This window comes from Cylindrospermum stagnale PCC 7417 (assembly GCF_000317535.1).
Lineage (GTDB): Bacteria > Cyanobacteriota > Cyanobacteriia > Cyanobacteriales > Nostocaceae > Cylindrospermum > Cylindrospermum stagnale.
The window spans coordinates 2,201,849-2,220,596 of record NC_019757.1; the positions used below are offsets into that span (position 1 = coordinate 2,201,849).

At 40.6% G+C, this 18,748-nt stretch carries 8 protein-coding genes; all 8 read right to left on the reverse strand.

The features are described from left to right. Nucleotides 1-3: 3 nt before the first annotated feature. Nucleotides 4-6,729 (reverse strand): polyketide synthase, encoded by a 6,726-nt coding sequence (locus tag CYLST_RS33235; RefSeq protein WP_015207397.1) that lies wholly within the window; start codon nucleotides 6,727-6,729, stop codon nucleotides 4-6. Continuing rightward, a complete protein-coding gene (locus tag CYLST_RS08990) occupies nucleotides 6,717-7,493 on the reverse strand; it encodes an enoyl-CoA hydratase/isomerase (protein WP_015207398.1) in 777 nt (258 codons plus the stop codon). The genes CYLST_RS33235 and CYLST_RS08990 overlap by 13 nt, the downstream gene beginning before the upstream one ends. After that, nucleotides 7,484-8,743 (reverse strand): hydroxymethylglutaryl-CoA synthase family protein, encoded by a 1,260-nt coding sequence (locus CYLST_RS08995; protein ID WP_015207399.1) that lies wholly within the window; start codon nucleotides 8,741-8,743, stop codon nucleotides 7,484-7,486. The genes CYLST_RS08990 and CYLST_RS08995 overlap by 10 nt, the downstream gene beginning before the upstream one ends. A gap of 4 nt (nucleotides 8,744-8,747) precedes the next feature. Continuing rightward, complete coding sequence (locus tag CYLST_RS09000) at nucleotides 8,748-9,989, reverse strand: beta-ketoacyl synthase N-terminal-like domain-containing protein (RefSeq protein ID WP_015207400.1); 1,242 nt, start codon at nucleotides 9,987-9,989, stop codon at nucleotides 8,748-8,750. Then, nucleotides 9,979-14,076: a type I polyketide synthase gene (locus CYLST_RS32230; RefSeq protein ID WP_051056110.1), complete on the reverse strand. Its 4,098-nt coding sequence runs from the start codon at nucleotides 14,074-14,076 to the stop codon at nucleotides 9,979-9,981. The genes CYLST_RS09000 and CYLST_RS32230 overlap by 11 nt, the downstream gene beginning before the upstream one ends. A gap of 215 nt (nucleotides 14,077-14,291) precedes the next feature. Continuing rightward, nucleotides 14,292-15,707, reverse strand: a complete 1,416-nt coding sequence (locus CYLST_RS09010; protein WP_015207402.1) for a hypothetical protein — start codon at nucleotides 15,705-15,707, stop codon at nucleotides 14,292-14,294. A 250-nt stretch (nucleotides 15,708-15,957) separates the two neighbouring features. After that, nucleotides 15,958-16,284 carry an acyl carrier protein gene (locus CYLST_RS09015; protein ID WP_041233534.1) on the reverse strand — a complete coding sequence of 109 codons (327 nt, stop codon included), beginning with the start codon at nucleotides 16,282-16,284 and terminating at the stop codon, nucleotides 15,958-15,960. Between the two features lie 251 nt (nucleotides 16,285-16,535). Further along, a complete protein-coding gene (locus CYLST_RS09020) occupies nucleotides 16,536-18,353 on the reverse strand; it encodes a fatty acyl-AMP ligase (protein WP_015207404.1) in 1,818 nt (605 codons plus the stop codon). Nucleotides 18,354-18,748 lie beyond the last annotated feature (395 nt).

An 18,748-nucleotide genomic window follows, 5' to 3' on the forward strand; every position in this document is an offset into this window, starting at 1 on the left:
TCCTTAATTGATTGTACAGAAAATAGTCTCTTCAATAATATTGATAATTTCATCCTCTACTCCACGCAAAAAGAAATGATCTCCATTAAACATTTTCAGCTTAAAGTTAGCTTTAGTTTGTTCCTCCCAACTAGAAAGTTCTTTTATGCCAACTGTATGATCTTCGAGACCGCCAAATGTATATATGGGAGATTCAAGGGGTTCTTCCTTTGTGTGAAAGTATGTGTCTAAAAGCTCAAAATCAGATCTAAAAGTAGGAAGAAACGTTTGCAAGAAAAACGGGTCTTGCAGCATATTTTCAGGTATTCCCCCGTAACCAGAAATTGCTTGAATAAACTGCGGTTCAGGAAGTTTATAAATTGGTAAGTTTACATCTGGTATGTGGGGAGCGCGATATCCGCCAACAAATAAGTAATCTGGATTTGGGTAATTTTGTCTACGAAGTTCACGAGCTAATTCAAAACTTAGTAGCGCTCCCATACTATGACCAAAAAATGCAAATGGAACGTCTAGATATGGCTTGAGAAGCGGTGCTAAAGTTTGAACTAGAGGCTTTATTTTAGTAAAGGCAGGTTCCTTAACTCGATTTCCTCTTCCTGGTAATTGTATTGGGCAAACTTCTATCTTTGAGGCAAATTTTTCTGGCCAGGAATTAAAAATATAAGAGCTAGCTCCTGCATGAGGGAAGCAGAAAAGACGAAACAGAGGTTGGGAATTTCTCGGTGAGAGTTTGAACCACTTTTGGGTTTCATCTACAACTTTTTCAACTAGATTGATGGAACTTTTTTGTTCATCAATCGTTGAATTGGCTTTTTGCAGATGTTCCTTGGGAAACTTCTGTTCAATCAGGTAAAGTATCTGGGTTAAGAACTGTTCAATATTTAGCTCTGCCAAATATTCTACAGGAACAGACACCTTTAAGTTACTATCAATAGTTTTTCTTAAATCAGCAGCCATTAAAGAGTCAAATCCTAGTTCAGAAAGGCGCTTTTGCCAGTTCAGAGCAGCAGGAGATATTCCTACCACCTTAGCTAATATTTGACCAATATAAGTCCTTAATAGTTGCTGGCGCGTTTCTGAATCTGCTGCCAGGATTTCATCACATTTACTACTGGGTTCTGATGCCGACGGGGAAACAATTTTTTCATCGGTTTTAGCAGATTCATTTTGATGAGCATTAGATTCTATTTTCAACTGTTGTTGATGTTGCTCAACTAATAGTTTCAGTAGCTTAGGTAATAACTTAATTTCGTCTTGCGAAAGTACTCCTAATTTTTCTAACTCGTTGCTGACAAGTTCTGCTTCCCCTTTACACAAGAGATGATAAATTGGACTGGATGTATTCTCTTGCTTTAGAGATTCTAATTTTTGTTGTCCATCTCCATGCTCAGCCGGTTCTACCCAATATCGCTGCCGTTGGAATGGATAAGTGGGTAATGTAACTTTGCAACGAGCATAGTCACGGTCAAATTCTGACCAATCTACCTCTATTCCCTGCACATACAATTGTCCCAGACTATTTAATATTTGTTGCCAATCTTTTACTCTTTGTCTGAGAGACGGTAGCCACACTCCCACATCTGACGGTAGACATTGACGACCCATGCCTAATAAGATTGGTTTCGGCCCAATTTCTAAAAATATGAAGTTTCCTTGTGCGTTCAAGGTTTCCATACTCTGGGCAAACTTGACTGGTTCTTTGACATGACGCACCCAGTATTTTGCACAAGCTATGCTTTCATCTACCCTCTTACCCGTGACGTTAGAAATTAAGGGGATTTGAGGGGTTTTGTAGCTGACTTGTGTGGCTATGGTTTCATATTCTGCCAGCATCGGCTCCATCAAAGGAGAGTGGAAGGCGTGGAAAGCATTTAATTCTTTGGTTTTGATTCCTTTGTCCTCTAATAGCGCCTTGACTACGTCTACTTTGTCTTGTTGGTCAGAAATCACTATACTCTCAGGGCCATTGTAAGCTGCGATCGCTACTTCCCATCTACAAGAGGAAATCGCTGCTGTTACGGTTGCTTCATCTGCCATCACGGACACCATTTTGCCATTAGCAGGTAATGCTTGCATAAGCTTTCCCCTATGGGCAATCAGCTTCAGTGCATCTTCTAAACTGAAAACTCCTGCCACACAAGCAGCCACATATTCTCCTGCACTGTGACCCATGACCACATCGGGTTGAATCCCCCAAGATTTCCATAATTGAACTAGGGCATATTCAATGGCAAATAGGGCTGGTTGAGTATAAGCAGTTTCATTTATTACTGAAGTATCCCCTGATGCTGGATATAAAATGTTGAGCAGGGGTTTGTCTAGATAAAGGCGCAAAATGCGATCGCATTCCTCTAAGGTTTTGCGGAATACAGGTTGGGTAAAGTACAGTTCCCTTCCCATGTCCACATACTGCGAACCCTGACCTGTGAATAAAAACGCGATTTTTGGACGCTCTTTGCTGGTAGCTTGACCTCTTAACAGTTTAGTTGTTTCCTCCCCAGTTGCAAACGCCTTTAACTGTTGAAGTAAGTTTTCTGTAGATTCAGCTACGAAGGCAAGGCGATAGTCAAAATGTGAGCGTCCCGTATTGGCACTGAAACAAACATCTGAGATCGCGGCTGTGGAATTAGTCTCTAAAAATTCCTGATAATCTTGTACTAGCTCTTGCAAACCTTTTTCACACTTAGCAGATAGAGTCAATAGATGGTGCGATCGCTGACTAAACTCATCACCTGGAAATCTTAAATTTTGACTATTGACTTGTAAAGGTGCTTCTTCTATGACTAAATGAGCATTTGTGCCACTAAAACCAAAGGAACTCACTGTGGCTCGTCTGGGGTTGCGATCTGTTACTTGCCAATCTTTAAATTCTGTATTGACATAGAAGGGACTATTCTCAAAGTCAATATGTGGGTTGGGTTGATTAAAATGTAACGAAGGAACTAATTTCTGGTTCTTGAGGCACAAAATTGTCTTAATTAAACCAGAAATTCCGGCAGAGGTTGCTGCATGACCAATATTAGTCTTTACCGAGCCGATCGCACAAAACTGTTTCTTAGTTGTCCATTTAGAAAAAGCCTCTGTTAAACCTTCAACCTCGATAGGATCTCCTAGTGGTGTGGCTGTCCCATGAGCTTCTACATAACTAATGGTTTCTGGATTAATGCCAAACTTCTGATAAACCCCTTCTTCTAAGCGTGTTTGAGACTGACCACTGGGAGCGCTAATTCCGTTAGTATTGCCATCATAATTAACGCCTGTACCCTTGATAACTGCATAAATATGGTCGTTATCACGAATGGCTTGCTCATAGCTTTTGAGGAGGACAACACCGCAACCTTCGCTCCAAACTGTCCCCGATGCTTCAGCATCAAAAGTCTTGCATCGACCAGCAGCCGATAACATTTGAAACTGGCTTGATAATACTTGGAAGTCTGCTGTTGCCATAATGGCAATTCCCCCTGCGATCGCTAGTTCGCTCTCTCCCCGTTGAATACTTTCACAAGCTTGATGAACAGCGACTAATGAAGATGAGCAAGCAGTATCAATAGCTACCACTGGACCTCTCAGGTCAAGGAAATAAGCTATTCTTGCTGGTATCATTGACAGCAGATTTCCTGTTAGAGCCAGTCGATGAGTATCTAATCCGGCAATTGACAATAACTTGTTGTAATCACCGTTTGTTCCTGCTCCTACAAATACTCCACACTGTTTACCCTTGAGAGAATCAGTAGCATATCCAGCATCTTCAATCGCGTGGTAAGCTTCTTCTAAAAATATTCTTTGCTGAGGCTCAATAAACTGAGCTTCTACTGGAGAAATTTGAAAGAATAAAGGATCAAATTTATCAATTTCATCTAAGAAACCAGCACACTTTGAATAGGAAGTTCCTACATGTTCTGGGTCTGGATGATACCATTCTTTTTCTTGCCATCTTCCGGGGGGAGCTTCTGTTACGCTGTCAACTCCATTTTTTAAATTTTTCCAAAATTCTTGCCAATTTTTTGCTCCTGGATATCGACAGGAAATTCCAATTATAGCTATATCCGTATTTTTAACAGGCTTGGAGAAAACAGTATTGATTTTAGTTTGTGATTCTACTACTTCTTCTAATAAGAATTTATCGGCATTTTCTAAAGATATTGCTCCTGCACTCTGTAGAGATAATATTGACTCCGAGTCACCTTTAGTAATCAGTTTGTTGTGACCATTCTCGATTGGCTTTTTCTCAAGAGTTTCTCCTACTTCTTCAGTAAAGCCTAACAACAGTTTCTCTGCTTCCTCTAAAGAAACTGCACCCGATTGTAATTGATGCAGCACATCTTCCTGATTAATCAGTTTGTTGTGACCATTCTCGATTGGCTTTTTCTCAAGAGTTTCTTCTACTTCTTCAGTAAAGCCTAACAACAGTTTCTCTGCTTCCTCCAAGGAAACTGCACCCGATTGTAATTGATGCAGTACATCTTCCTGATTAATCAGTTTGTTGTGACCATTCTCGATTGGTTTTTTCTCAAGAGTTTCTTCTACTTCTTCAGTAAAGTCTAACAACAGTTTCTCTGCTTCCTCCAAGGAAACTGCACCCGATTGTAATTGATGCAGTACATCTTCCTGATTCATCAGTTTGTTGTGACCATTCTCGATTGGTTTTTTCTCAAGAGTTTCTTCTACTTCTTCAGTAAAGCCTAACAACAGTTTCTCTGCTTCCTCCAAGGAAACTGCACCCGATTGTAATTGATGCAGTACATCTTCCTGATTCATCAGTTTGTTTTGATTAGATAGGCGATCGCCATTCGAGTCTTCCCCCCAATAGGAAGACTCTGGCATGGTTACTACTACCCTGCCGATATGCTTACTGTGCTGTATGTAACGGAAAGATTCAACAACATCTTCAAGCGGAAATTCTTTGTAATGTAATGGCTTCAGGTAATCGCGCTCAAAAGGTTGTGCCAACTTGCCCCAGATCCGGGAAAACAATTGATTATCCTTAGCAAATTCATCCCCTAAATCAAAAGGAAAATACTTGACATCCGCACGCTTCTGAGCAACCTGCTCATGACTCCAGATGTTCAGCTTACCAATTTCGACATATCGTCCACCCAAAGCCAAGATATCTATATTTTTCTGGATGTACTCTCCATGAGTCAGGCTATTAAAAATAACATCCACCCCGCGACCCTGAGTTATTTCCATAACCTGATCGGCAAACTCCGTAGTCCGAGAATTCATGATATGCTTGATCCCCTGTTTCTGGAGAAAAGCCATCTTACCTGCACTAGCGGTAGCAAATACTTCCGCTCCCATGAGTTGAGCTAACTGAACAGCTGCTTGTCCAGTCCCACCCGCAGCCGCATGAATTAAGACTCGTTCTCCTGGCTGAATTTTGGCTAAGTTATACAAACCGTGAGCTGCCGTAAAAAAGGGTATGGGAATAGTAGCTGCACTCACCATGCTCAGGTTAGAAGGTTTAGCCACTAGGTTATTTGGTGAGCAGACAATGAAGCTACTGAAGGCATCATGAATTCCGATTACCATCACCTCATCGCCGACTTGCCACTGAGTCACCTCTTCCCCGACAGCCACGATAGTACCTACACCTTCAAAACCAAAGATGAGATTTTCAACACTATTAATGCCAAATTTTTGCTCATTGTACTCTTTGAGCATACCAAGGGCGTTAATTACATCCCGAAAATTAACTGCCACAGCTTTGATTTGTACCTCAACTTCAGCACAGCCGAGAACCCTACGTTGCAAAGGTGCTAAAGTTAAATTATTTAATAAGCCATAACTGGATATCTTTAATTGGACCTGTTTAGGAGTAATTGAATTTTCAATAATTTCTTGTCTATTCTTCTGGCTCGACAGTAGAGGCACTTGATTTTGAACATCTGCTGATTCATTGACCAATTCTTGGCTCAAATTGTGTGGCTGACTACTAATATTGGTATCGCCATAAATTGTCTCAATCCGATTGGCTACCTCTAGTTGATGGAAGGTAATATCGTGCATCTTTAGTTCTTTTTCTAGCACTTCTGGCAATTTCTTTTTGATTTCAGAAGTTAAATGTTCTTTTAAAGTTACTAAAGATAATCTCGGTTTTTCGGCTATTTTACAGCCTAACATTAGAGCATGGTTTAGCACCTCTTTTCTCGGTACAACAGGGAAAGGAATACCCTTCTTGAATAATTCTTCCCCTCGATAGTTTTGGGCTGTGTACATCATTTCCTGACCTAATATAGAGCCTAATTTTGTAGGTACAATGAACGTACTTCCCAACCCAGGGGTGAAACCATACTTCATAAAATTAGTTGTGTAAATACTTTCTTGACTCAACACAACTAAATCTGCATATAACCCGAAAACAAAACCACCCCCAATACCATGACCTTGCATAGCTGCAATTACTGGTATTTCACAATCTAGTAATATTCTAAAAAAATCTAACTCATTAAATTGCAGTTCTCCTTTATAAATTTTGATTAACTCTTCCTTGGTTCCTCCGGAACAAAAGTAATTTCCATAGCCCGTCAAAATTACTACTTTATAGCTCTTATTTTGAGCAACTGCACCAAAACATTTGTATAACCCATCAATTATTTCTGAAGAGAATGTATTATGGTTTTCCTCATCTTTCATCGTGATTTTAACAACACCATTACCCAACTCTACCAGTTGTACTACTTCGGAATTACACTTTGCTGAGTCCAGGTTAAAATTTAGGCTTGCCATGGAAATATACCCTCATTTTTAAAGCGCTTAATTTTTTCTTGAACAGTAGGATCATCTAACAAACTGGAAATTTTATTAACAGCTAAATCTTGAGTTTCTGCTTGAATAATCCATAATTGATTAATATAGTTTTTTAACTCCCTCACCCCAGATGAGGGTAAATATTTTAAACGTTTAACGTATTGACTAATTAACTTATTAGTATTGCTGCCATATTCATCAATCAAGCCCAAGTTATAAGCCTCTGATGCTGAGATTTCTTGAGTTGTTAATGCTAAACGGTAAGCTTTTTGAAATCCTATTCGACGAATCAAAAATGGTAAGACACAAGCTGGTAATAAACCAAATAATAGTTCTGATAAAACAAATGTGACAGTTTCATCTGCAATAACTATATCGCTGGCTGCTACCAAACCCACTCCCCCTGCTTGTACCTTGCCACGCACAAGTGACACAATCACTTTGCTACATTGTGACATTTGTTTGAGGATGTTGTAGTAACCATGAGAACTCATTTTTTGATCGACTTGTTTTCCGTCTGCTATTTCTTGAAAATCCATTCCCGTACAAAACACATCAGGTAGTCCCTCTAGGATCACCACTTTCACTGCTTCTTCTGCTTCGGCAGCTTGCAAGGCTGACAACAATTCTTGAATCAGTTGACTATTGATGCTATTGTTAGCTTCAGGTCGATATATCTGAATCCTTTGTACAGCACTTTGATGATTGATCTTTAGGGTTTGATAGTCCATGTTTATACCCATTCATATTCTCGGTGAAATTCCTTGATTTTTTTGAGTACTAATCGACCCTTACCTTCAATTTGTTTCCACACACCAGGAAAGATTTTGTAATCTAGGGTGACATTTCTGGTGCCAAAGGCAACTGCGCGACTGTAATGTAGTAACTGCTCATATTCTTCGATGTTTAAGGAATAGCGCGTTGCTAACTGTGATGAAATCCTTTGTTGAGCTTGAATTTCCTTTCCTTCTGGAGTCACAACCCCACTATAAAATTCTGAGGAACAACCAGAGCCATAAGAAAATATACCTATTCTTCGAGGTTGGCTGAAATCCCCATTGTCAATCGTGCTAGCCAGGGCTAAAAACACTGTCGCCCCCATAATGTTGCCTACCTGTTGGCAATAGACTAATCCCGGCATCACCCTTCTTTTAAAGTCTGCTTCAATCTCTTCAGGTTTAGCCTTTTTCAATTTACGCATCATATTTCTGTGGGCCCCTTTGACCATGCCTCCAAAGGGGGTATGAAAGCTCAAGTAATCAAAAGATTTTTGGTAGTCCACGCCTTCTACTCGCTTTTGATAATGCAGGTAGGCATTTTCGCAACAGTCTAAGTAAGAAAGCAATGATAAGTCTGCATCTCCCGCTTCTGAATCTGGCTTGGGTCGGCAGGTATCCATTACTTCATAGCCATAGTAGCCGTTGCATCCCACATCAACTTGAAAAATGTAAGGAACATCACTTACCAAAATAGCGGCTGCCCCAGCACCACTACTCGGTTCCGCAAAAGACCAATCTTCACTAAGAGCTTCTCCTCCCTCTGCAAGGGTAAACCGAGATATATCAGTGGCTATAACTAAAGCTTTAGCTCCTGGAGATGTTTGGGACAAAATAAAGTTGATTGCCATCTGCAAGCCGGCTGTCCCTGAGTAGCAAGCTTGCTTGAGTTCAAACATCCGGCAGTTACGACTAAGCCCTAAGTAATCTTGAATATAAGTACTCATAGATTTGCCAAAGTCAATGCCAGACTCACTACAGGTAATCACCATTTCTACCCGTTGCTTGTCAGAATCACTCAGGCGATCGATGATTGGCTTGGCGGCATTAACAGCATAAGAAACTGGATCTTCATAGGGCAGAGAGACCGCTTTCTCTTTCATCATCAGATTGTCGAAGCGGCTCGTGTCCAAGTGACGTGCTTGTGCCAACATCCGCACATCTAATTGAGCTGCGCCTCCATATATATTTAAAGCTTCAATTCCTACTTGTTGCACAGATTTACTCCTTTTTGATTAATAAAGCTGTATTGATTCCCCCAAAAGCAAAACTGTTACTGATGGCATATTGAATTTCAGCTTTAATAGACGTTTCTTTAACCCAATTTAGGGTGGTATCAATGGGATTAACTAGGTTATGGGTCGGATGACAAAAACCAAACTTCATTTGCAATAAAGTGGCAATGACCTCCACCACTCCTGCTGCTGTTAAACAGTGACCTGTCAGAGACTTTGTGGAATTGAGCAAACAGTGAGATAGTCCTACAGATTTCAACGCAGCTACTTCTGTCTTGTCACCTAAAGGAGAGCCTGTGCCGTGAGTATTCACATAATCAATCTGCTCTGGCTTCAGGTTTGCGATCGCTAGGGCAGCATTCATAGCTTGTTCTTCTCCTTTTTGAGATGGCTCAGGAGTCCGTTTTCCATCTAAACCTAATCCCCAGCCAATGAGTTCCCCATGAGACCTTACTCCTCTTTGTTGAGCATGGTCAGTTCTTTCGAGGACTAAAACCCCACAACCTTCTCCATAAATAAAGCCATCATGATCTCGATCAAACGGCCGACAAGCAAGATCAGGAGTATCGGCAAAACGCGCACTGCCCATAGCTCCTAAATTCGTGAATCCCTGGCATTCCCATTGGGAGATATCAAACAAAGACCCAACAGCAACGCTCACGTCAGTGATCCCCATTAAAATTTGCCGGGCAGCATGAATTATAGCAACTGCTCCACTAGCAGAAGCTGCACCTACGCTATAGCCTTCGCCTTGAATCTGAAAACACTGGGAGAGCAAACTCATTACATCGGTGTCCCAAAGGGTAACGCCATAAGTTGGTCGTATAAACTCAGGGTTCGATTGGTAACGCTGCCAGATTTGTTGTTTATCACGTTCTTGGAAATTTGAACCGCCCACTACAATCCCAATACGTTCGGGGTTCACTTTGCCTGAAGACAGTTGTGCATCTTCCCAAGCCTCAGAAACAGCTACGCTTGCTATCTGGCTACTCCATGAAGCTGTGCGTAGCAATCCGCTATGTTCGGGGAGCAAAGATTTAGCAGTAATGTCTGGAAGTTCTGCACCAATAAATGACCTAGCTCCTTCACGTCCAGGTCGTTTGAGATAACCAAACTGAGTTTCGCCTGCGAACAGAGCATCTTGAAAAGCTGCTACCCCTTGACCAATAGGAGTAACAATCCCCATACCAGTTATCTCTATTCTGATTGGTGCGGAGCTATATCCCATGATGCGCTTCCAACTTAGTTGCAAATAAATCAGCTAATTCTCCGATGTTCTGCGCTCCAGCTAATTCAATTAGTGGGATATGCAAATCTAACTCTTCCATAACCATCGTCATAATTTCTGCTCGATTGACTGAATCAATTCCTAATTTTCTTAGGCTATCAGTGGTTTTAAGGGGGGCTTTTTCTAATTTGGGTTCTACCTCATAAATGGATTTTTTAATGATTTGAAATATTCGATTATTATTTGTGTCGTTACTCTGAAATTTACTACTAGATACAGCTTTTTGTTTGATTTCTTGAATGATTTGATTTGCTTCTTGAACAGTTAATTCTTTATTTGCGACTTTATTCAGTATTGATCGTAATTTATGCCTCAAGTCTTCTTGTGAATCTCCAGATGAATCCTGATTTTGTGGAGATTCTTGATTGTCTGGGGCTAATCTGCTTCCACCGATTGAGGAAATTTCCTGGGTGATGTATTTCGCTAAATCCAATAAGGTTGGGTAATCGTAGAGCTTGGTTGCTTTGATATTTAAATTGTAGGTTTGATTGATGGTGGAGAGCCATTCAACTCCCACGATAGAGTCTAAGCCTAAATCAATAAATTTTTTATCTTCTTCAATTTCACTAATATCTGTATACAGGGCTGAGGCTAGACTTTCCTTAAGAGTCTGTTTGATTTGAGCCACGTTACCATTAGAGTTAGTTAATGGTGATATGCTTCGTGTCTGGGCAATATTTACCGATTCAACTTGTGGTTGAGTAGATTCAGCAGGTTTTGCCTGAATTGATGGAACTTTCAACTGAGCTAGCTGCCTTGTGGGTGTTTCTTCTGTTTTTAACTGAGCTTTCTCTGAGAAAATTTCCTGGGTGATGTATTTCGCTAAATCCAATAAGGTTGGGTAATCGTAGAGCTTGGTTGCTTTGATATTTAAATTGTAGGTTTGATTGATGGTGGAGAGCCATTCAACTCCCACGATAGAGTCTAAGCCTAAATCAATAAATTTTTTATCTTCTTCAATTTCACTAATATCTGTATACAGGGCTGAGGCTAGACTTTCCTTGAGGGTCTGTTTGATTTGATTCACATTACCATTGGAGTTATTTAATGCTGATATGCTTGGTGTTTGGGCAATATTTCCCGATTCAACTTGTGGTTGAGTAGATTCAGCAGGTTCTACCTGAATTGATTGAACTGTCAACTGAGCTAGCTGCCTTGTGGGTGTTTCTTCTGTTTTTAATGGAGCTTTCGGAAAAGATAGTAACTCTGGATTGGATAATGTCAGCTTTGTTTGCTGTAATATTTTGTTTTCATTCATTTGTCTTTCCTGAGATTGTATATTCCCATTAGTTTTTGTTGTTTCTCCTTGAGAGATTAAGCTAATTTTGTCTTGATTTTTGCCTTCCTGAATATTTGTGATCCAATACCTTTTTCGTTGCCAAGGATATGTGGGTAACGCTACCTTCTGATAGGAATAATCTTTGTAAAATCCCGCCCAATCTACCTTGACTCCTTGTGCGTATAACTGCCCTAAAGTTTGCAACATTTGTAGCCAGTCTGGTCTACTAGGATGTAAACTTGGCAACCATAGCTTTTTATTTCCCATGAGGCATTCGCGCCCCATTCCTAACAAAATTGGTTTGGGTCCGATTTCTAGAAAGATTTCATAACCTTCTTGGTGCAAGACTTTTATACTTTGGGCAAAATGCACGGGTTGGCGTGCATGATTTACCCAGTAGCTGGCTGTGGCAATATTCTCGTGTGCTTTAGTTCCTGAGACGTTTGATATCAGTGGAATCTGAGGTTGATTGTAGGTTATTGTATTGGCTACTGCCTCAAACTCCGCCAATATCGATTCCACTAGGGGCGAATGGAAGGCATGGGATACTTGTAGCTGGTGTGTCTTAATTCCTTCTGCGTTTAAGCTGTCTCTCAGAGTCCTGATGACTTCTCCTGCGCCGGAAATGACAATGCTGAAAGGCTCATTGATGGCTGCTATTGCCACTTTTTCTGTGTATGGGGCGATGAGTTGATTTATTTTCTCTTCTGTTGCCATCACAGCTAACATCTCACCCCCTTCAGGTAAGCTCTGCATTAAGCGTCCCCGATTGGCAATCAGTTTTAATCCGTCTTCTAAACTAAATACTCCTGCTACTGTTGCGGCTACATATTCTCCTACACTATGACCCATCACTACATCTGGTTTTATGCCCCAGGATTGCCATAGTTGGGCTAGGGCATATTCAATGGCAAATAGAGCGGTTTGAGTATAGGCAGTTTGGTCAATGAGAGAATTATTTAATTGTTGGTTATCTTCAGGATAAAGAACGTCTAAAAGAGATTTTTCTGAATAGGATTGGAGAATTTGCTCGCACTGGTCTAAGGTTTGACGGAAGACGGTTTGCGTTTCATATAGTTGTCTTCCCATGTTAATGTACTGAGAACCTTGTCCAGTGAACAGGAAGGCAATTTTAGGTGATGTGCTATTATCAGAATGCTGACTAAAAAATACGTGATTAGCTTCTTGCCCTGCGCTGATTTTGGCTAATTTATCAGCTAATTCTTGTTTGTCAGAGGTGATAATAGCTAGCCGATGGTGAAAATGCGATCGCCCCGTATTGGCGGTGTAACACACATCCTCTAGCGATCGCTCTGGATGGGACTCAAGATACGCTTCATAACTTCGTACTAGCTCTTGCAAAGCCTTACCACTTCTGGCGGATAGAGTGAGTAATTGCTGAGGACGCTCTTTATTTTTTACTACTGCCAGCGACTCAGGAGCCTCTTCCAGGATGACGTGAGCATTTGTACCACCAAAACCAAAAGCACTGACACCAGCTAAACGCGATCCTTGATCAACATTCCATTCCTGTAGTGCTGTGGGAATCGTCAAGGGAGTATTATTAATTTTTATATATGGATTCAACTGCTTGAAATGCAGGTGAGGGGGGATCTGCTTATTTTGCAGCGATAATACCACTTTAATTAAGCCAACAATCCCAGCAGCTGGTTCCAAATGACCAATATTTGTTTTGACTGAGCCAATATAACAGGTTTGAGTCGGCTGGCGACCCTTCATTAATACAGTTTTTAAGGAGTTAAATTCTATAGGATCTCCCAGGGAGGTTCCCGTACCGTGAGCTTCTACATAGCTAATTTGATCTGCCGTAACTCCAGCGTTTTCTAAAGCTTTACGGATAACAGCCTGTTGAGTAGGCCCATTAGGGGCGGTGAGTCCGTTGCTCCGACCATCTTGATTTACTGCTGAACCTCTGATGGTTGCCAGAATGTTGTCTCCATCCCTGAGCGCATCTGAGAGACGTTTGAGAACAATTACGCCACATCCTTCTCCCCGAACATAACCGTCAGCACTGGCATCAAAGGTTTTACAGCGACCATCAGGTGCCATCATTCTCGCTTGGGAAAAAATAATATGTGATTCCGGCGACAGTATTAAACTGACACCTCCGACCAAGCACAGATCGGATTCTTTGCTGTGTAAGCTTTGGCTGGCATAGTGGACTGCAACCAAAGACGAAGAGCAAGAGGTTTCCACAACTAAACTTGGCCCATGCAGGTTCAGCACATAGGATAAGCGATTAGCCGTAACGCCGAGGGAGGTGCCTGTGCCATCGTATGCGTTGAGGCGAGAGAAATGCCAGCTTTGCAACCTGCCATAATCGTAGTTGCCAATCCCGATGAAAACCCCAGTTTGGCTACCATTTAGCTTGTCTGGTGCTATACCTGCGTTTTCTAGGGCTTCCCAGGCTACTTCCAAAACCAGTCTTTGCTGGGGGTCTATACATTCCGCTTCGCGGGGGGAAATGCCAAAAAAACCAGCATCAAAGCTATCTACCTCATCCACAAAACCACCACAGCGAGTAATCATTTTGCCTGGTATGGCTGGTTTCGGGTCATAAAATTCATCAACATTCCACCTTTCTAGGGGGACTTCAGTAATCGCATCTACACCTTCACGTAGGAGATGCCAGAAAGATTCAGGGTTTTTAGCGCCAGGGGAGCGAACACCTATTCCAATAATAGCTATTGCTTCCATTGTCATATCTTGACCTCTTCCTACAAGCATTTATTTTGCAAAAAGCACATTTATTTTTAACGTTGCTTAATAAAGGGATAAATTTGCTTTAGTACATTTTCATACTGTAGATATACATAGATCCACATTATGGACATTGCAAGTATATATCTTCAATTTATCCCTCTATTATGCAAGCAACGTCTTATTTTTCTGGCTTTTATCCCTAATAAATTAGGTTTTTAGCGTTAATAACGCTTTTAAGGCTATTTAATTGCCCCCTTGGTAAAAGATTTAGAAAAATCTCTAAAGGACTCGATATTTCTTTGGATAGCTTTTTCAAGCGATCCCCCTTCAGCCATCAAGCTCATTTCCCGGTTAACAGGCCACATATAATCGAATTCGCCGAAAAAGTAACGCAGGTCTGTTAACAGGCGATGGTGATACTTGAGATTGACATGAAAACCTTCATGTTCATGACACAAGCATTTCTCCAACCAGTGCAGAGTTTCTTCGTGAGACATATTGAAGATAGGACTGCGGAGTAACTTGTAGTATGAAAGTGTGAACCACGAATCGTCTTGGAATATGGCAGGTAAACCGCCAGAAAGACCACCAAGCAGACGGCTTTGCGTTACTTGGACTGACAAATTGCCCATGTATCTTTCATATGCTGTTGGTTTAGCAAAATCCTTGTATACATCTTGAGCAATCAGTTTAGACATTGTGGTGTGGTAAGATTCATCCAACAAATGGTAACGAGAAACTTCTGTTGGAGTTGGGATAAATTCTCCTGTTTTTTCTAAGTCTCTGTAATGCCTCGTGTATTCATATTCAGCTGTTTTGAGCAGCATATTGGCTATGTAGCGGAAGCAGTAATACTGAGAAGCTAAGAAAGATGAACTTCCCCAACTTAAGGTAAACAACCTCAGCAGATATCTAGGAAAGACTCTTAATATCCCTGTTCTGGGGCCAGGAAGAAATAAATCTTTCTTCTCCAATTCGTGCAAATAGGGGGAATAGCAGTCTGCTTTGCTTTTGAGTCTGATATTTTTTAGTAAGCGGAGGGCAGCATCTTCTAAAGCTAAAGTTGTCGAACTTAGAGGCTTGTAACCTAATAATTTTTGCAAAGCTTTGCTAGCTGCATTCTCTTGGGAATTATTTTCCAGAGCTTGGCTTTGATTTAACTCTACAGGAGTGGTCAATGCTGCTTTTCCCAGCAGAGCTTTCTTCGTTTTATAACTGATGGTATGAAAAGCATGAATGTGGGATTTTTCCTGGTTGCTCTCCAAATTTAATTCTTTGCAGAGCATTTCATAGCCACCAACAGCGAAAAACACTCCATTCGTCACATCATTGTAAAGTATAGTGTTTGCTTCACTAGCAGCAATCTGACTATACTGCGTCACCCAATAAAGATGATTGAGAGCAATTTTTTGTGTGTGTGAGGCTTCTGCATAAAGCGGAGTGCCGTAAAAAATTGACAGTTCAGGAGCGCTCCAGTAATGATTGCTGTTGGCACTGTAGTTAAAGCTTTTATCCAACTCCTCTATTTTTTCTGTGTAGTTGGATTCGGTGTTGTTCTTGTAAGTGATTTCAGTGACTTTTAGATGCTTCTTTTTATTGTTCTCTATTAGGGTTGACGATTCCTCGTCTTTAAGCCTTACATTAACGCTAGTCATTGTTAGTTTTACCTCAAAGTCAATAATGGGAAATGTTGATTTATTACCATCAGGTAACGTAAAAGAACGTTAATTAATTCAGTTATCGGTATTCTCAAGCGGATGGAAGAGCTGCAAGAGTAGGGAAGTTTTTTACTAAGCATCCCAGAGGATGTTTGAAAATATAAACTTTTCCAACATTCTCTCTCTCAAGCAGCACCATATTATGCCTAAGATTTATGGTTGATGACTGCTTATCCCTACAACTTGATCATGAATATTCTGCTCTGATGGAATCATTCAAGTGCCGCGCCAACTCTTCAATAGATGGATAATCGTAGATTAAAGTTGGTTCTAGGTCTATTTCCAACCAATCTTTTAAATCCCCTACCAATACTATTGCAGCAGCAGAATCAATCCCGTAGCGCTCAAAAGGAATTGAGACATCTACTCTGGCTGGATTTAAGTCTAGCTGTTCCACTAGGTAGTTAGCTAGCCAGTTTTGAATTTCTACCTTTGTGGGTAGTTTCTTGCCACGGGCGTGATTGCTTTCTGCATCGACCGAGATTGAATTAATCTGACTATTTACGATTTCCATTTTTCCCTTTAATAGTTGTGGCATGATCGATTGGGGTTTCAACATCTTCATATTGAAGAATAGAGAAGCAGATAATACGCCTTATGTGAGTTAAAATTCTTGTTGTTCTATCAGGGCTTCTAGAGTTGCCTAAAACGATAATTCTGGAATCATCAACGGTATTACAATGGTTTCAGCATTTAACTCACATAAGCCATGTAATACATTTTTGTTGTGAGAGTTAATAAATATATTACATCGACCCTCTCTCTTCATTCTCTTTTTTTGGCAAAGGTATTGAATACAGATTCAACTTCATCCTGAAGACGGATAAATCCCGACTTATATTGAGGATTTTCGCTCCAATCTTCAACTACATCTAAACTTGCATTCAAGAATTTAGTCCGACAAGCATGACGCTGAATTTTCCCGCTAGAAGTTTTAGGAATACTGCCAGTCTTAACCAAGACCGTGGCATAAACCTGTAGACCATGCTCTGTCGCCACAGCCTGAGTAATGATCTCTAATACATGATTTACATCCAACTTTCTTAGATAAGTTCGTTCTACCTCTTGAACAATTATTAATTGCTCTTTCCCCTTGACCTCTATGGTAAAGGCAGCCCCACAATTAAGCCGCAGTGCTGGGTAACTTTTCTGAACTGTCAGTTCGATGTCTTGGGGATAATGGTTTTGCCCCCTGATGATAATAATATCTTTGAGTCGTCCCGTAACATACAACTCACCATCGTGCAAAAAGCCTAGATCACCTGTACGTAAAAATGGACCTAAACCATCTTTCAAATAGGCCTCAAAAGTTTCTTGAGTCTGTTGTGGACGATTCCAATATCCTTTAGCAACACTAGCACTAGATACCCAAATTTCTCCGACTCGCCCATCTGCACAAAGTTCAAAAGAGTCTGGATCAGCAATAACAATTTTGTAATCTAACCAACTGTGACCACATCCGACTAACACTTTACTTGCTTCTTGAGAAGATGGAGTTGGATGAGTTACATCTACTATTATGTTTTCCTTTAAAGTTTGTGCTTGTAGACATTTAACGATAGGAGGAGATTGTTTGAAACCTCCAGAAATAAACAGAGTTGCTTCTGCCATTCCATAGCAAGGATAGAAAAAATTCTCTTTAAAACCACAATCTCTAAATTTTTCAACAAAAAGATTCAAAGTTTCATTACGAACTGGCTCTGAACCACTGTAAGCTGTATACCAACTACTAAGGTCAAGTGTTTTGAGTTGTTCGGAAGTCACTTTACTCACACACAAATCATAAGCAAAGTTAGGACCTCCACAATGAGTAGCCTTATATCGGGTAATTGCCTGCAACCAACAAGCCGGTTTCATGAGAAAAGCTACAGGTGGCATTAGATAACCAGTAAAACCAGTATACAAAGGTTGAAGTACTCCATCAATCAGTCCCATATCATGAAAAGTGGGCAACCAACTCACAGATACACTGTCTGATGTGAGTTCAAATGCTTGCTTAATGCACTCCGAATTGTGGATCAGGTTACCATGAGTAACCATCACCCCTTTGGGTGTTCCCGTAGAACCGGAAGTATATTGCAAAAACGCCAAACTCTCAGGTGTTACTAATGTAGGTACAAAATCTTGAGAATCAGCTTCAATAGTATCTGTAGGCACCCAGTTCAAATGGGTTAATGACTCTGTTTCCTCTTTCCACTTTTGACTGATGTCAAGCAATATTGATGAGGTTGTCAGTGCTAAGTTAGCCTGGGCATCATTAACGATAGAGAGCAACCGAGATAACTTTTGATTACGTTTGGGAGGATAAACTGGCATCGCCACTACCCCAGCGTACAAACAACCAAAGAAGGCTGTAATAAACTCTAATCCAGAAGGGTATAACAATAAAGCCCGCTCTCCTCGCCAAGATTGAAGACGAGATGCGATCGCTCTTGCTCTTCTGTCTAACTCCCCGTAGGTGAGACTTGCTGATTCTTCTTCTCCGTTTTGCAGAAAGATGTAGGCTTTTTTATCAGGTTGATATTGGGCTCTATAATTAATGATTTCTATCAAAGATATATTTTCTTGTTGTAGCAAATGCATTTTTGTTCTTCTCCATCTTACTTAGGTAATAAAACAATAAAATACGTTGCTGGTATTTGATGAAACTTCTAAGCCCAAGCAGTCAGTGCAATATAGAAAGTATTCATAAAACTGCTTTTCAATAACTATACCTAATACGAATATGTATAGCTCCTGGGTTTATGAATTTTACTGGCACTTTTAAACACATTACATCAACCTAAGGCTTACTATAGCAGAGTCAGTATATTTACGCTAGTAGGTAAGCTAAAAAATATGTGTGAATCTTATTCTTTCGTCCAAGTCATCAAATTTGAATCCTTAATCCAGAGTGACGTTACTCATATATCAGTTGTATTGATACGAATTATGCGATTAATCCTGATGATAGTGAACCGTCTTTTATATTTTCGTCA